This is a genomic window from Chlamydiifrater volucris, from assembly GCF_902806995.1.
In the GTDB taxonomy this organism is placed as follows: domain Bacteria; phylum Chlamydiota; class Chlamydiia; order Chlamydiales; family Chlamydiaceae; genus Chlamydiifrater; species Chlamydiifrater volucris.
The window spans coordinates 1012583-1034310 of the sequence record NZ_LR777654.1 but is presented as its reverse complement, the minus strand read 5'-3'; the positions used below and the strand labels follow the sequence as shown (position 1 = coordinate 1034310).

The 21728-nt window shown below is 40.9% G+C and carries 19 protein-coding genes; 13 read left to right on the top strand and 6 right to left on the bottom strand.

The features are described from left to right. The first annotated feature begins 74 nt into the window (after window positions 1-74). From sufB to KJA62_RS04410, 4 genes are read left to right on the top strand one after another with little or no spacing between them, the layout of a single operon-like run. Window positions 75-1523, top strand: coding sequence for a Fe-S cluster assembly protein SufB (sufB, locus tag KJA62_RS04425; RefSeq protein ID WP_213318799.1), 1449 nt, complete (start codon window positions 75-77; stop codon window positions 1521-1523). Next, window positions 1513-2316 carry a Fe-S cluster assembly ATPase SufC gene (gene sufC / locus KJA62_RS04420; RefSeq protein WP_425513832.1) on the top strand — a complete coding sequence of 268 codons (804 nt, stop codon included), beginning with the start codon at window positions 1513-1515 and terminating at the stop codon, window positions 2314-2316. The genes sufB and sufC overlap by 11 nt, the downstream gene beginning before the upstream one ends. Then, a complete protein-coding gene (locus KJA62_RS04415; RefSeq protein WP_213318797.1) occupies window positions 2313-3584 on the top strand; it encodes a SufD family Fe-S cluster assembly protein in 1272 nt (423 codons plus the stop codon). The genes sufC and KJA62_RS04415 overlap by 4 nt, the downstream gene beginning before the upstream one ends. Next, window positions 3580-4824, top strand: a complete 1245-nt coding sequence (locus tag KJA62_RS04410; RefSeq protein WP_213318975.1) for a SufS family cysteine desulfurase — start codon at window positions 3580-3582, stop codon at window positions 4822-4824. The genes KJA62_RS04415 and KJA62_RS04410 overlap by 5 nt, the downstream gene beginning before the upstream one ends. Here the strand turns inward: KJA62_RS04410 and KJA62_RS04405 are convergent. Both KJA62_RS04405 and KJA62_RS04400 read right to left on the bottom strand, forming a co-directional pair. Further along, window positions 4821-5621: a polysaccharide deacetylase family protein gene (locus tag KJA62_RS04405; protein ID WP_213318796.1), complete on the bottom strand. Its 801-nt coding sequence runs from the start codon at window positions 5619-5621 to the stop codon at window positions 4821-4823. The two genes, KJA62_RS04410 and KJA62_RS04405, sit on opposite strands and share 4 nt — an antisense overlap. Before the next feature lie 4 nt (window positions 5622-5625). After that, complete coding sequence (locus KJA62_RS04400) at window positions 5626-6282, bottom strand: hypothetical protein (protein WP_213318795.1); 657 nt, start codon at window positions 6280-6282, stop codon at window positions 5626-5628. 157 nt (window positions 6283-6439) lie between these two features. On the opposite strand from KJA62_RS04400, the gene KJA62_RS04395 reads away from it, so the two are divergent. Beyond that, window positions 6440-7285, top strand: coding sequence for a ParB/RepB/Spo0J family partition protein (locus KJA62_RS04395; protein WP_213318794.1), 846 nt, complete (start codon window positions 6440-6442; stop codon window positions 7283-7285). Between the two features lie 27 nt (window positions 7286-7312). Here the strand turns inward: KJA62_RS04395 and KJA62_RS04390 are convergent, their stop codons facing one another. Together KJA62_RS04390 and KJA62_RS04385 are read right to left on the bottom strand one after the other, a co-directional pair. After that, a complete protein-coding gene (locus KJA62_RS04390; RefSeq protein WP_213318793.1) occupies window positions 7313-8284 on the bottom strand; it encodes an oligopeptide/dipeptide ABC transporter ATP-binding protein in 972 nt (323 codons plus the stop codon). Beyond that, on the bottom strand, window positions 8274-9248 hold the full coding sequence (locus KJA62_RS04385; protein ID WP_213318792.1) for an ABC transporter ATP-binding protein: 975 nt from the start codon (window positions 9246-9248) through the stop codon (window positions 8274-8276). Before KJA62_RS04385 ends, KJA62_RS04390 begins: the two co-directional genes overlap by 11 nt. A gap of 54 nt (window positions 9249-9302) precedes the next feature. On the opposite strand from KJA62_RS04385, the gene KJA62_RS04380 reads away from it, so the two are divergent. The 8 genes from KJA62_RS04380 (at window position 9303) to KJA62_RS04345 (ending at window position 19637) form a co-directional block, all read left to right on the top strand. After that, window positions 9303-9977 (top strand): TIGR00153 family protein, encoded by a 675-nt coding sequence (locus KJA62_RS04380; RefSeq protein WP_213318974.1) that lies wholly within the window; start codon window positions 9303-9305, stop codon window positions 9975-9977. Window positions 9978-9987: 10 nt separating this feature from the next. Further along, a complete protein-coding gene (locus tag KJA62_RS04375) occupies window positions 9988-11268 on the top strand; it encodes an inorganic phosphate transporter (protein WP_213318791.1) in 1281 nt (426 codons plus the stop codon). 84 nt (window positions 11269-11352) lie between these two features. Further along, window positions 11353-12570 (top strand): phosphoglycerate kinase, encoded by a 1218-nt coding sequence (locus tag KJA62_RS04370; RefSeq protein WP_213318790.1) that lies wholly within the window; start codon window positions 11353-11355, stop codon window positions 12568-12570. Between the two features lie 774 nt (window positions 12571-13344). Then, the gene (locus tag KJA62_RS04365; protein ID WP_213318789.1) at window positions 13345-14352 is read left to right on the top strand and encodes a hypothetical protein; all 1008 of its coding nucleotides are present in this window, start codon (window positions 13345-13347) and stop codon (window positions 14350-14352) included. Between the two features lie 178 nt (window positions 14353-14530). Beyond that, entirely contained in the window at window positions 14531-16138 is a 1608-nt protein-coding gene (locus KJA62_RS04360) for a hypothetical protein (protein WP_213318788.1), read from the top strand. A gap of 16 nt (window positions 16139-16154) precedes the next feature. Beyond that, entirely contained in the window at window positions 16155-17312 is a 1158-nt protein-coding gene (locus KJA62_RS04355; RefSeq protein WP_213318787.1) for a TmeB family type III secretion system effector, read from the top strand. A gap of 43 nt (window positions 17313-17355) precedes the next feature. Continuing rightward, entirely contained in the window at window positions 17356-18480 is a 1125-nt protein-coding gene (locus KJA62_RS04350; protein WP_213318786.1) for a hypothetical protein, read from the top strand. Between the two features lie 23 nt (window positions 18481-18503). Next, entirely contained in the window at window positions 18504-19637 is a 1134-nt protein-coding gene (locus tag KJA62_RS04345; RefSeq protein WP_213318785.1) for an RsmB/NOP family class I SAM-dependent RNA methyltransferase, read from the top strand. A gap of 3 nt (window positions 19638-19640) precedes the next feature. Here the strand turns inward: KJA62_RS04345 and KJA62_RS04340 are convergent, their stop codons facing one another. Beyond that, entirely contained in the window at window positions 19641-20117 is a 477-nt protein-coding gene (locus KJA62_RS04340) for a hypothetical protein (RefSeq protein WP_213318784.1), read from the bottom strand. A gap of 264 nt (window positions 20118-20381) precedes the next feature. Next, complete coding sequence (locus KJA62_RS04335) at window positions 20382-21698, bottom strand: D-alanyl-D-alanine carboxypeptidase family protein (RefSeq protein ID WP_213318783.1); 1317 nt, start codon at window positions 21696-21698, stop codon at window positions 20382-20384. Window positions 21699-21728 lie beyond the last annotated feature (30 nt).

The following is a 21728-nucleotide window of genomic DNA, read 5'->3' as shown; positions in this document are numbered from 1 at the left end:
GGTGTGGTATACTTTTCCCTGGTCTTCCCCAGTTGGAGAAGAATCTTCGATGTAAAATAAAAATTCCGAGCTTTATGAGTGAGCAAGACATTAATGCTATCTTGAAGGAAAGGGAAGAGTATCGCTACGGATTTTCTACTGCCGTAGAGACTGAAAGTTTAGGAAAAGGACTTTCAGCGGAGATGGTCGAGAAGATTTCAGCGCTTCGCCAGGAGCCGGGCTTTATTACGGATTTTCGTCTTAAAGCTTTCCGCTATTGGCAGGGATTACGGGAGCCTGCATGGGCTAATCTGGTTAGGGATGGTATTGATTATCAAGATATAGTGTATTTTACGGCTCCCAAGACCAAGGGCAAGTTAGGACGATTAGAAGATGCAGACCCAGAGGTTTTAGAAACGTTTAAAAAGTTGGGGATTCCCGTTGATGAACAAAAGCGTCTACTGAATGTTGCTGTAGATTTGGTTTTTGACTCCGTATCCATAGGAACAACTTTCAAGGAGACTTTGGAACGAGCGGGTGTTATTTTTTGTTCATTTTCCGAAGCCGTCCAGAATCACCCTGATTTGATAAGAAAATATTTAGGCAGTGTAGTTTCTTATCGAGATAATTTTTTTGCAGCACTTAATGCAGCGGTGTTTACGGATGGGTCTTTTGTGTATGTCCCCAAAGGAGTTTCTTGTCCTATGGAAATCTCTACGTATTTTCGCATCAACGATAAGGAGTCTGGACAATTCGAGAGAACATTGATTGTTGCAGAGGAGGATTCTTTTGTCAGTTATCTGGAAGGTTGTACGGCTCCTTCCTATTCTTCTAACCAGTTGCATGCTGCGGTTGTTGAGTTGGTAGCAAAATCTAGGGCGCGCATTAAATACTCTACAGTACAAAATTGGTACGCTGGGGATCGGAAAACTGGTAAGGGAGGTGTTTACAATTTTGTTACGAAGCGAGGATTATGTGAAGGGGTTAGGTCTCAAATATCGTGGACTCAAGTGGAAGCGGGTGCGGCGATTACTTGGAAATATCCAAGCTGTATTTTGAAGGGAGAACATAGTATAGGAGAATTTTACTCCGTAGCTCTGACCGGGGGCAGGATGCAGGCCGACACGGGGACGAAAATGATTCATATAGGCAAAAATTCTTCCTCTACGATAGTGTCCAAAGGGATATCTGCAGATCGTTCACAAAATACTTTTCGTAGTCAAGTAATGGTGGCTCCAGGGGCCGCGTATGTGCATAACTACACACAATGCGATTCCATGCTTGTAGGGACCCAGTGTGGAGCCCATACATTTCCTTCCATAGAGGTAAAAAACAGCACAGCTTCCGTGGAACACGAAGCAACAACTTCTAGACTTCGACAGGATCAATTATTTTATTTGCGGAGTCGGGGATTGAGTGCAGAGGACGCTATAGGATTAGTTATTAATGGTTTTTGTGAGAAAATTTTTCGCGAGTTGCCTCTGGAGTTTGCGGAAGAGTCGAAAAAATTATTGCTACTTAAATTAGAAAACAGTGTGGGCTAACATGTTGGAAATAAAGCATCTCCAAGCGAGTTATGAGGGTGTAGATATTCTTAAAGATTTATCTTTAGAAATCGCTCCTGGAGAGATTCATATCATTATGGGCCCTAACGGGGCTGGGAAGTCTACGTTAACGAAGGTGTTGTCTGGAGAGAGTTCAGTCCAGGTTGTTTCTGGTAAAATTACTTTTTATGGAGAGGATATTTCAGAAGCTGATCCTGAAGAGCGAGCTCGGAAAGGCATATTCGTGGGTTTTCAGCAACCACCAGAAATTCCTGGTGTTGCTAACGAATTTTTTTTAAGGGAAGCATACAATGCTTGTGCTGAAGCTAGGGGACGAAGTAAATTGGACGCAGACGAGTTTAAGCGTTTTTTGGCAGAGACCTGTGCACGTTATGAGTTTATTCCTGATGGGTCTCTCATGCAACGTTCTGTTAATGAAGGGTTTTCTGGTGGTGAGCGAAAGAAAAATGAAATTTTGCAAATGTTGGTTTTGGAGCCAAGACTAGCGATTTTAGATGAACCCGACTCTGGTCTGGATATTGATGCTCTACAATTTATCTGTAACGCCGTTAAAAAGTATATGGGCATACATGCGGCATCCTCTTTGTGTGTTATCACGCATAATCCGAAAATAGTATCTCTGCTAAATCCTACTTATGTCCATCTTCTTGGTCGAGGTAAAGTCGTTTATTCAGGAGATGCCAGAATGGTTCATCAGCTGGAGCAGCGGGGGTACGATGCCATCTTTGATGAAAAAGAAATGCTTCGATTAGAAGAGGGAACACTGGCATGACACAAGTATTATCCCTACCTAAGGAAATAACTAAAAGACAATTTGAAACTAGTCAGTACTTGGAGAATGAAGAGTACAAGAATTGTTTGCGTAGCATTTCTTGGGTGAAAGTTTGTGATATTAGCGATGATGAGGGGTATCTTCGAAGCTTCTTAAACAAGGGAGAACTTGCGGAGCTTATACAGGAAGGGCGAATAAATCGGCTTCCTGGCTGGAGTTGCACTTTTGTCAATGGATCGTTTGAACCTCTCTTATCCAATATTCCTGAGGGTTGTTTGCTTTTGTCTATGAAAGAGGCTAGGGGGTTTTATCAAAGTTTTTTTCAGTTGCATAAAGAAGGGTTAACGAACATTAAGAGCCCTGTTCACTGCTTGAACGCTAGTTTTCTGGATGAGGCAGCTTTCCTTTACATCCCTGAGGAACATGTGATTAAAGACCCTATAATTATCAGAAATATTGTCTTAGAAACTCCCTCTAACAACAAGAAGAGCATAGCTCTTCCTGCTGTTACTGTAGCGTTATCCACAAAAGCATCGGCTGCCCTTAATGTCCTTCCTGTAGAGATATTCCTAGGCAGGGGGAAGGTGTTGTCTGGCTCTAACAGTATAATTAGCGGGGTATTAAATATTGTTGCTGACAGGCTTTCAGTGGTTGATTTGTATTTTGGCAGCGAAATCTATTCGACAAATATTTTAGGGTCCTTTGAAGTTTGTTTAGCTAATGAATCCTCTCAGATTTGGTCCGTTTCGGCTTTAATGCAAGAGAGGTCCTCAATTTTAACTTACGTTTGCTCTCGAGAAAACAATTTCTCTTCGGGAGTTCTTGATTGTAGGTATCAATTACTGGGATCTCGAGCTTACGCTGAAGTTTTGGGATCCGTTAAAGATCCTAAAAAGCTTTTTTTAAAGGTGGCAATGCTTCACAAGGCGGCAGAAACAGGTTCTAGGCAGACTATAAAATCTCTTTTGCGTGAGGGATCTAGTTTTTCTTTTGAAGGAGATATTGTAATAGATCCTGATTGTGAAGCCTCAGAGGCTTATCAAAAACATGATAGTTTACTGCTAGAAGAGTCAGCATCTGTTGTTACTATTCCAAGACTTCAAATTTTTACAGATAACGTAAAAGCGTCTCATGGCGCTACGGTAGGGAAGCCTGACGAGAGTGTTATTTTTTTTATGAGATCTCGGGGGATCTCGGAAGATAGGGCCAAGGAGGTATTTTTGGAAGGTTTTCTGCATCCGAAACCAGAAGGTGCTTGTTTTGATTAGGGACGGGGAAAAGGTTTTACAGCCTTCTTTAGGGAAAGCAGATTTTCCTATTTTTCACCAAAGGGAAGAGCAGTCTTCCTCATGTGTGTATTTAGATTCTGCAGCCACCACGCACAAGCCTTCATGCGTAATAGAGGAGATGTCTCGATTTTATTCGTGCTATTATGGAACGGTATATCGAGGGATATATCAAGCTTCCTCTTCAGTTACAGAGGCTTATTCCAGAGTTCGAGATAGGGTTAAAGATTTTATCAACGCTGAATTTTCTGAAGAGGTTGTTTTTACTGGAGGTTGTACTGCGGGGTTAAATCAATTGGCTATAGCCTTCAATGATTCTTTCTTGAGTAAAAAAGGCCCTGTAGTTGTATCAGAAGTCGAACATCATGCAAATGTTCTTTCCTGGGAATTAGCGGCCAAGAGGGTTGGACACTCTGTTGCTAAGGTGCAGGTGGACGAACAAGGGATTATTCGTTTGGATCACTTAGAATCTTTACTTAGGCAGGGTGCGGCTCTTGTTAGTATAGCCCATGTTAGCAATGTATCTGGAGCCATCCAGCCTTTGGCAGAGATTGTTTCTCTTGTCCGTCGTTATGACTCTTTACTTTGTCTTGATGCAGCTCAATCCATTGCACATCAATCTATAGACGTGCGGATGATAGATGTGGATTTCATGACTTTTTCTAGTCACAAGATGTATGGTCCCACAGGAGTGGGTGTTCTTTATGGAAAGAGAAGTTTATTGGAAATTTTACCTCCAGTTTTTGGAGGGGGAGATATGGTAGATGTTTATGCGTCGGAAGATACTCTTTTTCAGCCTGCTCCTTTAAAATTTGAAGCAGGGACTCCCCCTATAGCTGAAGTGATAGGCATGGGCAAGGCCGTGGAGTACCTAGGTGCCTTAGGTTTAAAAAAAATTTCTGAGAAAGAATCTTTGCTTACCCAGAGAATTTTAGAAACTTTGCTCGCAATACCTGGGGTAACTGTTGTAGGTCCAGGTAAGGGAGTTCCTCGAGGATCTCTAATCAGTATAACTATGGATAAGGTGCACCCAATGGACATGGGAGCGCTTTTAGATGCTCGAGGAATTTCTGTGCGAACGGGTCATTTGTGCGCACAGCCAGCAATGCGTAGGTGGGGAGTTCCTCAGATGTTGAGGGTATCCTTGGGTCTTTACAATGACGATGAAGATATAGAGACTTTTCTTAGGACTTTTGAGGAATTATTGGCATTTCTTTCCTAAAGAGTTTTTGAGGATTGCTTTGAAACTTTTCTTATGAGGTTGGAGGAAAGGGCCTTGATCCAATTGCGTATGCAAGATACGCGAGTTCTAATGGACAGAAAAGCTTCTATGTCTTCCACTGAGCGCATTTCCATCCTGTAAACTAAGTGCTTTTTAGGAGAAGTATTCCAAGTATTGCCAAGTATAAAAGATGTTTTGTAGTGTTGGCGTACCAACTTATCTACGTGAGAGTCATATCTCCCGAAAGGGTATATAAAAGATGAGACAGGAATTTGTAATAGTTTTTCTAAGTTTCTTTTCGAGAGGATAACCTCTCCGTGAAGATAAGGGGGTGTGTGAATCAAGTTGCGGACCCCGATTCCGTGAGAAGCTAGAAAAATGTTAGGCGCAGCGGCTAGCTGAGATAGTTCGCAAGGAGAGCAAAAGGGGGCGAAAGAAGAGAATATTTCGTCTTGAAATGACAAAGATTCAGGAATATTGATCCGGGTTGATGGGGAGCAGTTTTCTGCCAGATGATCAGGGGGTATGTATCTCCAAGCTACACCTACTGTGGCTGGGATTTCGTGTGTGCGAAGGAAAGGGAATATAGAAAAGTAAAAGTCTGCTGAGGCATGATCAAAAGTTACGGAGATCTCATTTGGCAAGCAAGAGAAGAATCGTTGTTTGCGTTGAAAAGAAGAGGTTGACGTAAGCGAAGAAAAATGCTCTTTGCAGAACAGCAGTTGCTGTTTCAAAGCCTCCAGGTATCTGGGATTGGAAGAGAAAGACACTCTTCGATAAGCTAGAACAATGTGCATATTCCTAGAGACTTTCCATGTAATTGGCAAACTTCCAATATTTTTGATCCAAGAAACTACAATAAGAACTGTACAGAGGGTGATTCTTTATTTCTTTTTTGAAGTTTCTGGCGTCGACTCCTGCTTTATTGCTTAGGTAAGCGGCGCGCAGCAAGGAACAGAAGTAGAGGTGCGGGTAGGAGCTTTTATCTTTGGACAAGTCCTGCAGTAGTTGTTTAGTTAGTTGAAGGGCCTCGGAGAAGTTTTCTTGAGTTTGAGCAAGGATGATGTTGTTCTGTAAGGCTGCAATTTTGGGTGCATTAAACAGCATGGAAGCGTTGTTATACGCTACGTTGTTGTACAAAGAGCCTTTTTGTCTATCTCCTGCAAGAAAGGACGTCGAAGCTAGAAAGTGAGAGTAGGAGGCTAATTGACTCGATCGCTGGCAGAAAATCTTTTCTGCTTTAAGGAAAGGGGCCTCTATCTGAGGGAGCTTTATACGAGAACACTGTAGAAAGGAAGAAAAAAAACAATCGTAGTCGCTAATGATTTTTTTACGGTATCGATATTCTTTTTGCAATAGGACGCTCGTTAATAACGTAGCGCTAACGCAAAGACAAAGGAAGATTCCTTGAAGAGAGAAAAAATTTTTTCGTGTTTTACAGGCTCTGTTTTCTTGCATAATGAGGTACCTTTTCTGTAGTCTTTCAGTCTATAAGGAAGTATTTTTTTCGTAAACGTTCGGGATAAGCTTACATTTGTGAGTAAACAATAGCCTACAAAAAAATATTCCCTATATGATGGAAATCTCTTGATGGAGGATAAGGAGTCTAGCCGCTGTGGATAAAGATTTTGAAGACAGAGTAGTAGAGGTATCGATTGAATCTATTCGCGTAAGTCCATTTCAACCAAGGAAGCACTTTTCGGAGGAAGAGCTGGGAGAATTGGCTCAGTCTCTTCGCTCCGTTGGTCTTATTCAACCCCCGGTTGTTAGGGAGATAAAGAGTGGGGGTAAGGTTTTATATTACGAACTTATTGCTGGGGAGCGTCGTTGGAGAGCTTCTGCATTGGCTGGATTTACGACTATTCCCGTATTGGTGCGGGCATCTAAGGACCAGGTTGCTGCAGAAGCTACTTTGATTGAAAATCTTCAGAGGGTTAATCTTAACCCGATGGAAATGGCAGAGGCTTTTAAAAAGCTGATAGATGTTTTTGGTTTGACTCAAGATCAGGTGGCCAAAAAGGTGGGGAAGAAACGTTCTACAGTTGCTAATTACTTACGGCTACTTACCTTGGGAGACTGTATAAAGCAGTACATTCGCGAAGGCAGTCTATCATTAGGGCATGCTAAGGTTGTCCTGATGTTGGAAGATCTTCCCCTTAGGAAAGAGCTGGTTCAGGCAATTGTGAAAGAAGGATTGGCAGTTAGGGAAGCTGAAATACTGGCTAAGAAGATGCTCAAGAGTGGAGAATCTGCGAGAGTTTCTGCTTTTGTTGGAGAGGATATTGTTTTACGTAATATTCCTGAAGAGCAGATAACTTCAGCGACCGAGAAGCTTTCGTCGGTGTTTTCTTCTAAAGTTACTGTTCGATCTAAGGGGGGTAGGGGGGTTATCTCTATTCACTTTGAAAATGAGAAGCAATTCACAGAGCTGGAGACGCTCCTATCGAAGGTATCTTCGTGACATGCTGTGTGGTGTTTGAGAGACGGGTTAGCAAATACAATCGTATGTCTGTAAGAGGTCGGTTTTTCTTGGTATAGGTCCTGTTTTGCATAGCTTTTTTCTGAAGGGGCAACGCGAGTAAAAGGGACATCCTTCTGGGCTGGGAGTGTCACTGGGGGTAGTTAACTCGAAAGGATTGGGAGCCCGGCTTCTTGCTTGATTAGGGGTTGCTGCTGGTTGAGAGTTCAATAGTAACTTGGTGTACGGATGCTTGGGACTTTGAAAGACGCTTTCTGTACTTCCGGTTTCCATAATTTTCCCTCGATACATGATGATGATGTCCGAACAAAAATGTCTAACCACAGCCAAATCATGGGAGATGAACAGGTAATTAATCCCTAATGAAATATACAAGTCTTTGAGCATATTCAGGATTTGTGCTTGTGTGGAGAGGTCCAATGCGGAAACAATTTCGTCACAGATAATTAATTTAGGTTTCCCTATGATAGCTCTCCCTATAGATAATCGTTGTTGTTGCCCACCGGAAAGTTGGTGAGGATACATGTATAGGACGGAGTCCGGTAAGCCAACTTTGTTAAGAGCGCTTGTTACAAGTTGGATTTGTTCGTCTTTATTTTTAGCTATTCGTTGGCGCAAAAGAATTTCTCCCAAATTGCTGAGGATGTTTTTTCTTGGATTGAGAGAAGAAAAGGGATCTTGAAATACCATTCGGATTTCTTTTCTTAGAATAGGGATTTCTGTTTTTTGAGGCTTATGTACATTGATACCATCGAAGAACACAGAGCCTGAGGTAGGTATGGATAAGCCGGCAAGCATTAACGCTAGAGAAGTTTTTCCTGACCCTGATTCGCCTATAATTCCTAAGATTCGCCCATGTTTCATGGTGAAGGAGATGCCGTCTACGGATTTTATGATTTGTTTGCTTGCAAACAATCCTGAGCTTTTGTAGTGATATTTCTTCAGATCTGCAACGTTGAGTAACAATGGTTTAGTAATCATACAGCCAACATTTCACCTCATGTTTGTCACCAATAGCAATATTTGATGGGGGGCATTGCTTGCATTTTTCCATAACTTTGGGGCAGCGTGGGTGATAACGACACCCCGACGGATATTGTGTAGGGTGGGGTGGGGATCCTTTCATAGTTGTTAGGTAAGTGTTCACTTGTCCTACTAAATTAGGTCTTGAAGCAAAGAGTGCTTGCGTATAGGGGTGAGAGGGGTTATCGAAAATTTGTTGGACAGAACCTTTTTCAATAGTTCTACCAGCATACAGGACTATTACATCGTCGGCAATTTCTGCTACGACGCCCATATTGTGAGTAATTATGAGAATTGCCATGCCTGTTTTATCCTGTAAATCTCTGAGCAAGGAAAGGATTTGGTGTTGGACAGAGACATCCAACGCTGTCGTAGGCTCATCTGCTATCAGGATGTCTGGACGGCACAGAAGAGCCATGGCTATACATATCCTTTGCAGCATACCTCCAGAAAGTTGGTGAGGGTAAGATTTGAGACACTGATCGGGGTTTTGAATACGTGTCTCCTGAAGGGCATGCAATAGAAGCTCACGAATAGAATGCGAGGGTATGCCAAGGTGGGTGTATACGACTTCAGTTAGCTGATGTTCTATGGTGTACACAGGATTTAAAGAGGCCATAGGATTCTGAAAAATCATAGCAATCCTATTTCCACGAATTGTTCTTGTCACTTTTGAAGGCAGTGTGAGCAAATTTTGTTGTTTATAAAGAGCTAAACCTTTTATGAGAAACTGGGTTTTGGGTAAAAGGCTGAGGAGTGCCTGAGCTGTTAACGATTTTCCTGACCCTGATTCGCCTATAATAGCCAAAGTTTTTTGCTTATACAGATCAAAAGAGACGGACTCCACCACGGGATAAATTTTTTTGTGTTTCACAAGGGAGATATCAAGGTCAGCAACTTGCAGAATTGGAGAACGGGGCATAAGTCATTTACAAGATCGTAAAATATAGCTATTATGGCGAAAAAGGTTATTCTTATGCAAACTCTAGCTAGACTCTTTGGTCAATCTCCTTTTGAGCCTCTCCAAGCGCACCTAGAGGTTGTTGTGGAGTGTGTTTCTTTGTTGCCGGAGATTTTTTCCGCTGTACGGGACAGACGGTATTCAGAAGTAGAGGAAATCGCTCAGGACATTTCTGAAAAAGAGTACCAAGCAGATTGTATCAAGAATGATATGCGAAATCATTTGCCTATGGGCATATTTACTCCCGTTTCTCGAGTGGATTTATTGGAAATTATCTCTGTGCAAGATAGTATTGCCGATGCTGCCGAGGATGTGGGAATTTTGTTGACAGTCAAGCAATTGACTTTTCTTGAAGAATTTGAGGCTATTTTTTTTGACTTCCTGGATAAGAATTTGGAAGCCTTTGGCATAGCAGCAACTCTTATTCAAGAGTTTAACCAATTGTTAGAAAGCTCTTTTGGAGGTCGCAAAGCTGATAAAGCTAGAGAGTATGTCAAAGATGTTGCCAAGGCTGAGCACCAAGCAGATGTTTTACAAAGAAAATTGATGAAAGTTTTATTCCACGATGATTTAGTGATGACGGAGAAGTATTTGTACCTTTGGCTCAGGGTTATTAAGCGTACAGCAGGGGTTTCTGATGCTTCAGAGAAGTTAGCGAATAGAATCAATATGACTTTGGAAGACAAGTAAGTCGTTTTCTATGTTTTATCTTCTATGTTTTATTGTTCTCTGCAGTTGTTATGCATCATGGAACATTGGGGCCAACGATGTAGCGAATGCTGTAGGGACTAGTGTTGGTTCTGGGGTATTGACTTTAAGACAAGCGGTTGTTGTAGCCGCGATCTTTGAGCTCTTGGGCGCTATATTTCTAGGTAACCGTGTAGCGGGAACTATCGAGGGGCAGATAATAGATCTTTCCAAATATACGGGAAGCTCCTTGGAGTACGTTTTTGCCATGACCTCTACGCTATTGGCTACAGGTGTCTGGCTTCAGCTAGCATCCTTCTTCGGTTGGCCTGTGTCCACGACTCATTCCATTATTGGAGCTGTTATAGGTTCTGGTTTGTCCGTAGGGAAGGGGTTGTTTATTCGCTGGGGAGCTGTAGGGTCTATAGTATCTGGGTGGCTGGTTTCCCCTATCTTGGGCGGAAGTATTGCGCACCTGGTCTTTACTATCATTCGCAAGACAGTCTTTTATAAATCTGATCCCGTTCGGGCAGTTGTTAGAGTTGCGCCTTTGATGGCTCTAGTAATCCTTTCTACTATGACAGCTATCGTTCTGGGAGGAAGTAGTTATGCTTCGAAGCTATCCTTTTACGAGCGGGGAGCTGTTGTCCTGGGTACAGGAATGTTAGCCTTTGCTTTTTGTTTTTTCTTACTGCGAATGAGAAAAAGTCAGACTATATCTTCATCTCCGGTGGAGGGATCATTGACGGAAAGACTAAAGATTCGAGGTGGAGATTACGGAATAAAGTACTTGTTGGTGGAAAGGATTTTTGCTTATTTACAAATTGTTATCGCAGCCTTCATGGCTTTTGCCCATGGGTCTAACGATGTTGCTAATGCGATTGCTCCTTTGCTTGCTGTAATTAAGGTATTGTACCCTCATAGGTACTCACCAGTAATGGTCTCAATGTTGATGGGAGTGGGAGGCGTTGTCCTCATTATTGGATTGGCTACCTGGGGCTGGCGGGTGATAGAAACAGTGGGTTGTAAGATTACTGAGTTAACGCCTTCTAGGGCGTTTTCTGCCGGTTTTGGTTCTTCGCTTACCATAGCTTTAGCTTCTGCTTTAGGACTTCCTGTTTCCACTACGCATGTAGTCGTTGGTGCTGTTCTAGGAATAGGCATTGCTAGAGGTATACGTGCTATAAATTTGAATATTATTAAAGATATCATAATGTCATGGTTTATCACCGTTCCTGCAGGAGCCTTCTTTTCTGTAGTCTTTTTCTTTGCTTTAAGAGCGGTTTTTGGTTAGAAGGGAACTCAAAGAGTTTCAAAGGCATCATCCATGCTAATTTGTAGCGATGTCTTACACTAATGGCAATTCAAGGATAGTAGTATGAAAGAAAGCTTTTTATCTGTAAGAGATTTATCTCCAGAAGGTAAACGAGTTATTGTCAGGGTGGATTTCAATGTTCCTCTAAGAGATGGCAAGATTTTAGATGATACGCGTATTAAGGCAGCCCTCCCTACTATTCGTTACTTGTTACAAAAGAAAGCTGCAGTAATTATTATGAGCCATTTGGGTAGACCTAAAGGAAATGGTTTTGAAACTGCTTATAGTCTTCGTCCTGTAGCCAAAAGACTATCTGATTTTTTAGGGTTCCCTGTGCCTTTAGCGTCTGATTGTGTGGGAGATGAGGTTGCTGCAGCTGTTGCAGAATTACCTTCGGAAAGGGTGCTGCTATTGGAAAATCTCCGCTTCCATGATGGGGAAAAACATCCGGAAAAACACCCAGAATTTGCCGCCAACATAGCTTCCTACGGAGACTTTTACGTTAATGATGCATTTGGAACATCGCATAGAAAGCATGCCTCAGTGTACGTAGTTCCTCAGTTTTTCCCAAATAGGTCTGCTGCAGGATTTTTGGTAGAAAAGGAGTTGGAGTTTTTGGGACAAAATTTGATTCAAAATCCAAAGAAACCTTTCTCTGCCCTCCTCGGGGGAGCCAAAGTGTCTTCAAAAATAGGTGTTATAGAATCGCTTCTAGATAAGGTAGATAATCTTTTACTGGCTGGTGGTATGGGATATACTTTTTTGAAAGCTTTGGGAAAAAACATTGGAGGATCCTTGTGTGAGGAATCTGGTACTCCTATGGCTGAGATGATCCTTCGCAAAGCACAAGATAAGGGAGTGAAAGTTTTTTTGCCTATTGATGCTGTTGTTGCTAAGGAAGCTAGTGCTGAAGCTGCTGTAGAAACTATGATCATTGACGAAGGAATTCCTTCTCATCTTGAGGGATTAGATATAGGCCCTAAAACTCTACAGTTATTTATGGATGTTTTTTCTAAATCGGCAACTATTTTTTGGAATGGTCCCGTTGGAGTCTACGAAGTATCTCCTTTTGACAAAGGGTCGTTGGAAATAGCGCGGTATATGGCTTCTCTTCAAGATGTTGTGAGTGTCATTGGTGGGGGAGATGCGGGTGCTGTTGCCCATTTAGCTGGGGTCTCTGACAGAGTTTCTCTTGTTTCTACAGGTGGGGGAGCTTCCCTCGAATTTATTGAACACGGCATGTTGCCCGGATTGGAAGTTCTTTCGCATACCTCTTTGTAGTTATTTTGTTTGCAAAGATCATTATTTTCTTTGTTGTCGTCTTGTTTTATAAATAAAATTCGTTTGGTTTGTTTTGTTTTTATTATAAAATAAACAAAAACAAAACGTTTTTTATTTTATGTCGATCAAATCTGTGCCGGTTCTATTGCCTATTTTAGTCGCCCCATTGCCTTTGAAAAATGTAGGGATTGAAAAAACAAGGAATACTTTTGTCAACAGAGCTTTAAGCGTCTCATATTTAAAGAATAACGTGTTTTTACTTCTCCTCATGGGTTGGTCAATATCATCTGATGAGATCAGATTTTGGGAGGCCCTGGTGATAATCTTTACGAGAAGACTTATCCCTACTCACAGTTACTGTTTTAGAGAAAGTCTCAAAAGCGCAATTGCAATCCCAAAGTGGGGACCAATTAATGGTTTTGTGCGGGGCTTTAGACAACAGAAAAAGACCTTTTCTTTAGGAGATTTTTAATGCTCGAGCGCCATACGCGCCAGATTTGAGAGACATAGACGCAAGAGTTTTTTGAAAAATCAAGTGTTTTGCTTCATAGGACAAGCTTTAGTGAGGGTAGTTTAGAACAGCTTTGTTGCATTTTGACAAATTACCTCAAAAAGTTTTTAGGAACAGCTTAGCTGAAAGAAGGAGTAGACAATTCTTTGTATATAAGCGACTTGTGAAGGGATTAAAGAAGCTGTAAAGCTTCATGGAGAAAAACTTTTTCTCCTAGTGCTGGCAAGAACACTTTTTATTAATTTTTAACTAGCAAGGTCAGTATGAGCATAAATCCAACCGGTAATCAAAATAATAATCCATGGGAAAGAGATCTTGGTGCGGAAGGAGGTGCTCAAGGAAGTATAGGAGGACGTAAAGTATCTTATGATGCGGATGACGAATTTTCCTCTGGTTCTACGGAAAGTAAAACTTCCAGTGTCGCTAGCAATATTAGTCGATCGAATAGCAATAGAAGTTTTGGAAGTCATTCTAGTAGTAGTTCGCGAAAATCTTCAAGTCCTCTTAGAAATTTAATGCATAGAGTGGTGAACTGGTTTAGCGGATCTTCTTCTAGTCGTTCAAGTTCTTCAGAAAGCATTTCTTCTCAGGAAGGATTAAAGACTGATGTATTGGTCAAGGGGCTGAAAAATATCTCCAAGGAAGCCGAGAATATTAAAGTTAACAGCAAAAAATTGAGAGAACTTTGGGAGACAGTAGAAAAGGAAACTCCTTTGGAATATAGGCTTATGGGAAAGAGACTGTTACTTGAAACCATAGGCGAAAAAAGGAAAGCCCTGGCTAAAAAGGCCCGGGGGATAACCCGTCAAGGTAAACGTTTAAAAAACATCAAAAGTAATGTAAGAAACCTTTTGTCGGATGCCGTTTATGAAGGTAACGAAACAGGGAATTGGAATAAAGCGAATATATTTTTCTTGTTTCTGCTTCAGGCAGAAAATTCTCTTGAGGGCCCAGCAAATCTTATGAATGAGTTAAATGAGATTCATGATTCGCTACTTGCTCAAATAGGGGAAGATATGGAGAAATTAAAAAGTAAGGGGTTAAAGGAATACAGCAAGGGGTTGGTGACTTTGCTGAAGGAGGGTCAAAAAATGCTAGAAACTGAAAGAGGAAAATTAGTAAAGGCCAACCCTCATGCAAACTATCGCTTAGTTGGGCAATATGCTGGACATTCTAAGTTTTTACTCAGGGAGATAGAAAAAGCTTATCCCAGCGTTAGCGATAATGCTATGTTGGTATTAGTATGCGATTTATTCCCACCTAACGACTAATTTCTGTTTTTTATTTGTTTTATTAGAAGCCTTTTAATCAGTTTTGATTAAAAGGCTTTTTTGTTTTCTTTGTTATTTTTAATTCTATTTCTTCTGAAGTTTGTTTTATTAATAAATAATTTTTTAAAATTAAGATAATTAATTTTTGATTTTTTTCTTTTTTTGTTGGGAGATTCTAATGACTATTGATCCAAATCAAGGGTCTTCAGGGGGAGTACGATGGGAGGGAGCTACATCCAGCGGAGGGCCTCGAAAAACTGAAGGTAGTTTAGGTGATAGAAAAGTTTCGAGTTCCGAAGGAGAGTCTGCGGGAACGTCTGGAAGAGTAGGTAATGTTGCTCGAGGACGGATGGCCTCCTCTTCTTCAACTTCTTCTGCCTCCTCCTCTTCTTCCCATAAAGTTTCTGGTGAAGGGAAGGGTTTTTTAGCCAAATTATCAGAAAAAGTGCGTTCCTTATTCGGAAAAGGAGGAATGAATAAGTCTCGAAGTGCCCCAGAATTGCGTAATCCAGAGACAGGTATTTATTCCAGTTTTGCTCCCACAACACCTCCAAATAGAAGCAGTAGTGCTCCAAATTTAGCAGGAGAAGATGCAACGGGTAGAGATCAGGTAGAAGTTGGAATTTATTCTGGTTTTGCTCCCACAACACCCCCAAGTCGAAGTCGTTCAAATTCTGAGGTCCATACTTTAGAAACATCAAAAAATGGTGACGTAGAAGTGGCAGATAGAGATCTAGCTAAGTTGCTCACAAAGGGGCGCTCGGAGGGATCTGACAGGAAGTCCATGATTTCTTCTAGCAGTTCTGACGATGAGGAGCATATCTACGAGGAAATCAAGTATCCTGGAAATGATGACAATGTGTTTGAAACTTCCGATTCCAGTAGAGAAGGAAGTGTTTACGCAACAGCTAGCAGTGAAGGTAGTTATCACACTGTTAGCAGTGAAGGTAGTTATCACACTGCCAGTGAGGGAGGTTCCCGCACTTCTGACGAGGAAAGTATTTATGAGACTCCAGATAATGAGGGTCTAATGCAGCAAAGGATGCAAGAGGTTGATGATGGAGAGCATGTTTACGAAGAGATTGGTGAGTCCTTTGATCCAAGTCCCTCTGATAGCCCTCTAGTGGCAGGGTTAAAACAAGCTATCCAGGAAGGGATGAAAACTAAAGGATGGGATCCCGCAAGCATACTAAGGGACAGCTGGGTAAAGCTCGAAGCAGAACGTCCAGTGGAGTACAAGATGTTAGGACTTGGGATTACCTCACAATCTCTTGAGGAAGTTAGGAAAACTGCCCACAAACAGGCCAAAGGGCCTGCATCAAACCCCGGTCTGTTAAAGCAAGTCAAGACCAACACAAGACAAATTTTAGACAAGGCCCTCGTGGAAGGTAATGACGGAGGATGGTGGGATACAGCGAACATAATGATGATGTTTTTGTTAGAAGCCGGGACAGCATCCAACGTGCAAGAGCTTATGGAAGAAATAAATGATACTGCTGATTCCGACTTGGCTCGGTTAGGACAGGATCTCCAAGCTTTAAAAGAGAAGTCTCCCAGAGATTTTAATAAAGCTCTAGAGAACATGACAAACCAGGCTCAAGGATTGATTTCCTTGTTGCAGAAAGAAATTGAAAAAGCCAACCCCAGGTATAGCAAAGGATTGGTGGAGTCAAACTTAAATTCTACTCAACTTTTGTTTAAGCATATGGAGAAACAAACGCCAACATCTTCCCTTGTTGCTAAGCAAGTTATGATAAATGATATGTTCCCACCTAGAAATGAGTAGATAGGGAGTTTGTAAGATGGTTAGCGGGATACCTCCTAGAGGAGAAGATTCAAGAATTCAGCCAGAAGATATAGGGTCTCAAAAAGTTGGTAGTAACCAAGAAGACAGTGATTCCTTGGATGAAGTTGAGGATTTAGATAACAGGATTTCTGAGTGTACTGAAGAGATTTTTGAGTCTCAGGAGGGAACACCTCGGACAGAGGAGTATGCTTCTGAGTATGACCTTCATGGTCGGGTGGAACAAGAACTTCCAACAGGATTTTTTAGGAATCTATTGCGAAGGATATTTTCCATAGCTCGAAGGGTTTGGGGGGTTATACGAAGGTGTTGTTATTGTTCCAATAAAAGCAGCGCCTCTTCTGAGAGTTTTAGGGGTGTAGATTTTGGTGTTCGGAGGGATGAAAGTTATAATTCTCGAGAATCCAGTAGTTCTCAAGATTCTCTTGCCCAACAGTATAATAAAAGATTAAAAGCAGGTTTTGTTAGAGTTGTTTTATCTCCATTACAATTTAAGATTCCCGCTCATAGCAAGGAATCTGTAATTGCTGCGGCGAAGCTGATGTTGATGGCTTTAAGAAGAGTGGATGATGTTCGATCTTTATTTTTGGGCATTCCCTTAGAAAAGAGTATTAAACAAACTCTAATTCGAGAATTATCCCCTGAATCTTCAACGAAGTGGCGCGAGATACAAGAGTTGTGTGGTCACGTAGCTGTGGAGAGTATTTCTGAGGGCACTTCTAACGTTCCTGCTATGCGTGCACTCTTAAAGCTGTGTATGGTTCCTACTTTTTCCATACGCTATGAAGCTTCCAATATGATGACTTCTTTATCGGATTTTGATCCTTTGAGAAGTTATGAGACAGAGAAACTTTTAGCTCAATTGCTGCAAGATTTTTCTGCTCTGGGAGAAGATGAGAAGTTGTTAGTTCAGGACCTGTTATTTGGACTGAGAGAGAAATTTATCAAAGAGCTAGAGTCTTTGGTATCAAAACTTTATGAATCAAATCCGAATCTAAATCGAGACATTATTGATCAGACTGTAGGAGCAAACGCGGCTACCATTGCTAAAGCTTATTACCATAATGATGTTGCTTTTGATAAACAGCTTAATGCGATAGTAAAAAGATTTTTCCGTGGCTGGAAAAAATTAGATTTCTCTTCGTTTTCAGAGTAATTCTATGTAAAGGCTTTGTCTTGGACGCACTCAGCATTCTTTCATGCCTATGTTAGATTTTTCTTTTTCGACGGACTATTATCTCAGGGTGATAGAGCTATCTGTTAGAGACAACAGGGTAGACATAGTCTACGATAGAGATTTACGACAAATCATGATTATTTTTGCAGGGGATGGTTTGTTAGAATCTCAAACTCAAGATGTATCTATTTTTGCTGCTGTCTTAGATAAACTTATTTGTCACGAAGGTAAATCTTACTTAGAACTCACGAAACTTCTTGGCATCCTTGACAGGAGGTTGAATGAAGAAAAACGATGGCAGCGTAGGTGGCTGAGCAAGTTTACAGGTAACGATATTTTAGAACGACGGGATGTTATAAATAAGCTCTTGAGGATAAAAGAATTTTTGCATGCAGGGCTTCAAAGGAATCAATCTAAAATTACTACAGTTTTTCAAAGTGGAGTAGAGAAATATTCTCCAACGGCATCAAAAAAAGAGATCTCTTACCTTGCTGAAAAGGGAATTTCTATTAGTAGCTCTCTGAAGCATCTCATGCATGACGTCATTAAGATCCGGCAAAATGAGACATTTCTTCTCAAAACACTGTTGGATTTTTTGATGTCCGAGACCTGTGTAGCTGATCAAGTGAGAAGTCGCTTGTTGGAAAAATTTCTTACAGTTTCTATTAATCATCGGGATGTTAAAATTGGAGAAATAGAAAGTAGAGTAATCAATAATTTTTTATCCTTAACAAAATTTAGTTTTGAAGATTTTTGTTTGTTGACTAAAGAGTTGGTTAAAGCTTTTGTTGTCAATACATTGCCTATGTGGAGATGTATAGAGAGAGGATTACACTCAAACCAGGGCAGAGGAATTTTGGGAGAATGGGAATTAATACACGAACAAAATGTGGAGGTATTTAAAAATAGCCAGATTATTATAGGTCAGGCTCTTTTACAAGAGCTTCGAAGAGAGAAAGTATTTCCTTTAGCTAAGGATGCTAGAGAGATCCAGGAAATACTCCTTTTTATAGACACTGTTATTGACAAAGGTATTAAGATAGATTGGCTATTGGGAGTTACTCTGGAGAGTTGGTTATGGAATCGCAAAGAGGAATTTAAACAATCTTTGATGGAAGAAGTGGTCTCTAGTAGAAAATCTGTCTGAAGAAAAAGAGAAGATTTTTTATCATGAGCACTATTATGGTTCCTTTTCGTGCATATCATTTACAACGGGTTTTGCGGGAATTCATTGAAGCGAGTTTCCTTAGTCCTTCAGATCAAGTGCTGGCCTGGTATTTTAAAAATAATAAATCCTTAGGGTCCAAAGATCGTAAGTTTATCAGTGAGTGTTTCTATCTTATCATTAGGAATTTTCGTTTTTTAAAATATTACTTAAAAGAAACGAATCAACGATGTTCTTCAGAGAACCTTGTCTCCTTAATACTGGAAAAGGATCTAAAGACTCTCAAAGAAGATAGTCCTTGCTCGCAAGCGATTTACTACTCTGTCTCTGACGATTTTCTATCTTTGTTAAAAGATTGCTATCCAGAGGAATACGTGAGGCAGTGTTTGGCTCTATTTCAAGAAGAGGCACCAACTAGTATTCGAGTGAATACCAAAAAAATTTCTCCTAAGGAATTGCTGCATAGGTGGGAAGGACGATTCGTAGGGGAGGTTAGTAGTTCGATTCCTGGTGCAATACGGTTGGTGGAAAGATATCCTTTGCAAAGGACCAAAGAATTTAATGAAGGACTTTTTGAGTTTCAAGACTTGTCTTCTCAAAAAGTCTCCCAAGAAGTACCCATCACTGCTTCAGATGTTGTGCTTGATTATTGCGCAGGAGCAGGAGGTAAAAGCTTAGTGTTTGCAGAGAAAGCATCCTTAATTCTCCTGCACGATATTCGAAAAGTTGCCTTGAGACAGGCCCAAAAACGCTTACTTCGTTCAGGAAATACGAACTTTTCAATTGTAAATAGGAAGACCTTGAACAAGTATACTAAACGATGTCATGTCGTTGTTATAGATGCCCCTTGTTCGGGGTCGGGGACTTTCCGCAGACACCCAGAAGGAAAATGGTTATTATCCTCCAAGAAATTATCTCTGTGGGTAACTCTTCAAAGAAAAATTGTTAATGAAGCCAGACAGTTTGTCTGCAGCTCAGGCAGGTTGGTCTACATCACTTGCTCCCTGCTCCCTCAGGAAAATGAAGAGCAAAAAAAATTTTTTGTTAAAACCTTTGGCTGGGAAGTAGAGAAGGAAACCAAACTTCTGCCTACCACTGGATCCGGAGATGGAATGTACTCCGTGATTTTCAAAGTTTAATTCTTACTCCCATTGTAGTTGTTCTAAAACACAAGATAGAAAAACAAATCCATGCTCGTAAAGTAGATCGACATCACTGCTTGGCCCATAATCAGACAGCAATTCCTTAAAGGAAAACAAATTGTAGCAAAATCCTTCACAAGGAGCCCTACAATTAAGATCTTCGTTAAATGCTGGGGAGCCGGAAGATGTTCCTGTGGACTCAATTTCTTTCTCTACTGGTTCGGAAGTGCACGAGATTTCTTCAAGTGAGTTTTCAGTTGAAGGCGCTTTGACCGGCGCTGAAGGTGGTTCTTGGAGGGGATCTTTTGAATCATGCTCGACGGGAGAGGGGAGTGTTGCTACGGGAATAGCTACAGCCTCCTTGTAGAGAGATTCTGTAACAAACAATGACTTAAAGGATACAACATTTGCAAGACATTCAGATTGACCAGTAGCGATGATTGTCGTAGCAACGAAAAGATGAATCTTGGAATACATAAAATACAAACTCTTGATGAAGCGGTTGTTGAGTATACTTTCATAATTGGTGATCGGTAGGAGTTTTCCTCAGCTTTGAAGATTCTATCTCTTTAGTAAGAGAAGACCAAGAGAAGCAGTCCTTAAGGACCCTCATAAGGCTCCCAAAGAAACTGTTGCGCAACCAGTCAAAAACCAGGGAATACTAAGACCTTACTGAAATCTCTCAAAGATACAAAAAGGCAGCGGGGATTCTAGTTAAAGTGCAAAAAAAAATATATCAAATTATGAAAAAATGCTTCGAGACCGGTGTCTAGATCGCCTTTTTTTCAATAGGAGTAGAGTGTATATGATAAGGGAAAAAGGGAGAGCCTTTTTTGCTAGAAAGACAGAAAATCTCGATAATAAGCTATGAGTGAGTCGCTTTTTTGTTACCAAGGGGAAAGATGACAAAGTGTTACCAGTATGGTCAAGAACTAGGATTTCTCCTAAGCATAAGTTTTCTGCTATAGGAAGAGTTTTTAGGGTTTGCTGAAAGATCATGGATGCTTGTTTTTTCCCTTCCGAGGCGAAGAAGTTGTAATAGATCCCTTCGGGCAGTGGAACCCTGACTTTTTTCCAACTATTACTGAAAGATATAGAAAAAGACGATCCCGGAGGAAGTAGGTAATCTTTTTGGTAAGGTTCATTTAAAGCTACTTCAAATAAGGATCTTACATCATCGTATAGAACTGCTACAGATTTATGATATCCAGATGCTACAACAATAACTTCCCGACGATGATTTTTCGCTGCACATACCAGATTTTTCCCTGCACATTTTGTAGAGCCTGTTTTTCCTCCCACAGCATATCGATAATAAAATTGCGAGGAAGGAATTACCATTTTGTTCGTTTGTTGGAAAATTCTTCCAGGCTCTAAATTGGTTTCAAGAGATTTATATCGAGTAGTAGCTATCGTTTCCCGGAATAGGGGGTATTTTAATGCGAGACGAAAAATTAGAGCTAGGTCTCTTGCTGTGGTGAAGTGATCTGGATGGTGTAACCCATGAGGGTTGTTAAAATGAGTGGAAGTACAGCCAATTTGCTTCAAGAAAATGTTGAGTTCTTCCATGAACTTGGGAATGGATCCGGAGCAAGCTCCAGCAAGGGCATTAGCTGCATCATTGGCAGAACAAATCAAGAGAGAGAGGAATAATTCCTTTCCCAAGATTTCTTCTCTTAGTTTTAACCCTACGTTAGTTCCATCGCTCTCCAGCCAATAAGGCGGGCTTCGGTATCCAGACTCTTTTTTGATTTCTGGGGTTATCGTGGATAGGTAATCTTTTTTTATGGTGACGTACTTTTCTAGAATTTCTGGATAGCAAGCAAGAATAAAAAGTGCTGTTGCAACTTTTGTCATGCTGGCAGGATAGATGGGAGTCTCAGAATTTTTCTCATACAAAATATCCCCATTAGATACGTTGACAAGAAGAAGACTTTCTCCAGAAAGTTTGAGAGAGGAAGTGATAGTTGGGTCAAAAGCTGCTAAAAGTAAAAAAGATTGGTTTATTACTAAAAAGGTTAAAAAAGAAAGAAATTGCTTAAGAAAACGAGAACCCATTGGATGAGCTATGTTGATGTACTTTTAGAG

Bases quoted from the DNA above. Each gene is read 5' to 3' on its own strand.
- KJA62_RS04340 (WP_213318784.1), bottom strand. From the start codon at position 20,117: ATGTATTCCAAGATTCATCTTTTCGTTGCTACGACAATCATCGCTACT.
- KJA62_RS04405 (WP_213318796.1), bottom strand. From the start codon at position 5,621: ATGCACATTGTTCTAGCTTATCGAAGAGTGTCTTTCTCTTCCAATCCC.
- KJA62_RS04380 (WP_213318974.1), top strand. From the start codon at position 9,303: ATGCAAACTCTAGCTAGACTCTTTGGTCAATCTCCTTTTGAGCCTCTC.
- KJA62_RS04400 (WP_213318795.1), bottom strand. From the start codon at position 6,282: ATGCAAGAAAACAGAGCCTGTAAAACACGAAAAAATTTTTTCTCTCTT.
- KJA62_RS04390 (WP_213318793.1), bottom strand. From the start codon at position 8,284: ATGATTACTAAACCATTGTTACTCAACGTTGCAGATCTGAAGAAATAT.
- KJA62_RS04370 (WP_213318790.1), top strand. From the start codon at position 11,353: ATGAAAGAAAGCTTTTTATCTGTAAGAGATTTATCTCCAGAAGGTAAA.
- KJA62_RS04360 (WP_213318788.1), top strand. From the start codon at position 14,531: ATGACTATTGATCCAAATCAAGGGTCTTCAGGGGGAGTACGATGGGAG.
- KJA62_RS04375 (WP_213318791.1), top strand. From the start codon at position 9,988: ATGTTTTATCTTCTATGTTTTATTGTTCTCTGCAGTTGTTATGCATCA.
- KJA62_RS04335 (WP_213318783.1), bottom strand. From the start codon at position 21,698: ATGGGTTCTCGTTTTCTTAAGCAATTTCTTTCTTTTTTAACCTTTTTA.
- KJA62_RS04385 (WP_213318792.1), bottom strand. From the start codon at position 9,248: ATGCCCCGTTCTCCAATTCTGCAAGTTGCTGACCTTGATATCTCCCTT.
- sufB (WP_213318799.1), top strand. From the start codon at position 75: ATGAGTGAGCAAGACATTAATGCTATCTTGAAGGAAAGGGAAGAGTAT.
- KJA62_RS04345 (WP_213318785.1), top strand. From the start codon at position 18,504: ATGAGCACTATTATGGTTCCTTTTCGTGCATATCATTTACAACGGGTT.
- KJA62_RS04350 (WP_213318786.1), top strand. From the start codon at position 17,356: ATGCCTATGTTAGATTTTTCTTTTTCGACGGACTATTATCTCAGGGTG.
- KJA62_RS04365 (WP_213318789.1), top strand. From the start codon at position 13,345: ATGAGCATAAATCCAACCGGTAATCAAAATAATAATCCATGGGAAAGA.
- KJA62_RS04355 (WP_213318787.1), top strand. From the start codon at position 16,155: ATGGTTAGCGGGATACCTCCTAGAGGAGAAGATTCAAGAATTCAGCCA.
- KJA62_RS04415 (WP_213318797.1), top strand. From the start codon at position 2,313: ATGACACAAGTATTATCCCTACCTAAGGAAATAACTAAAAGACAATTT.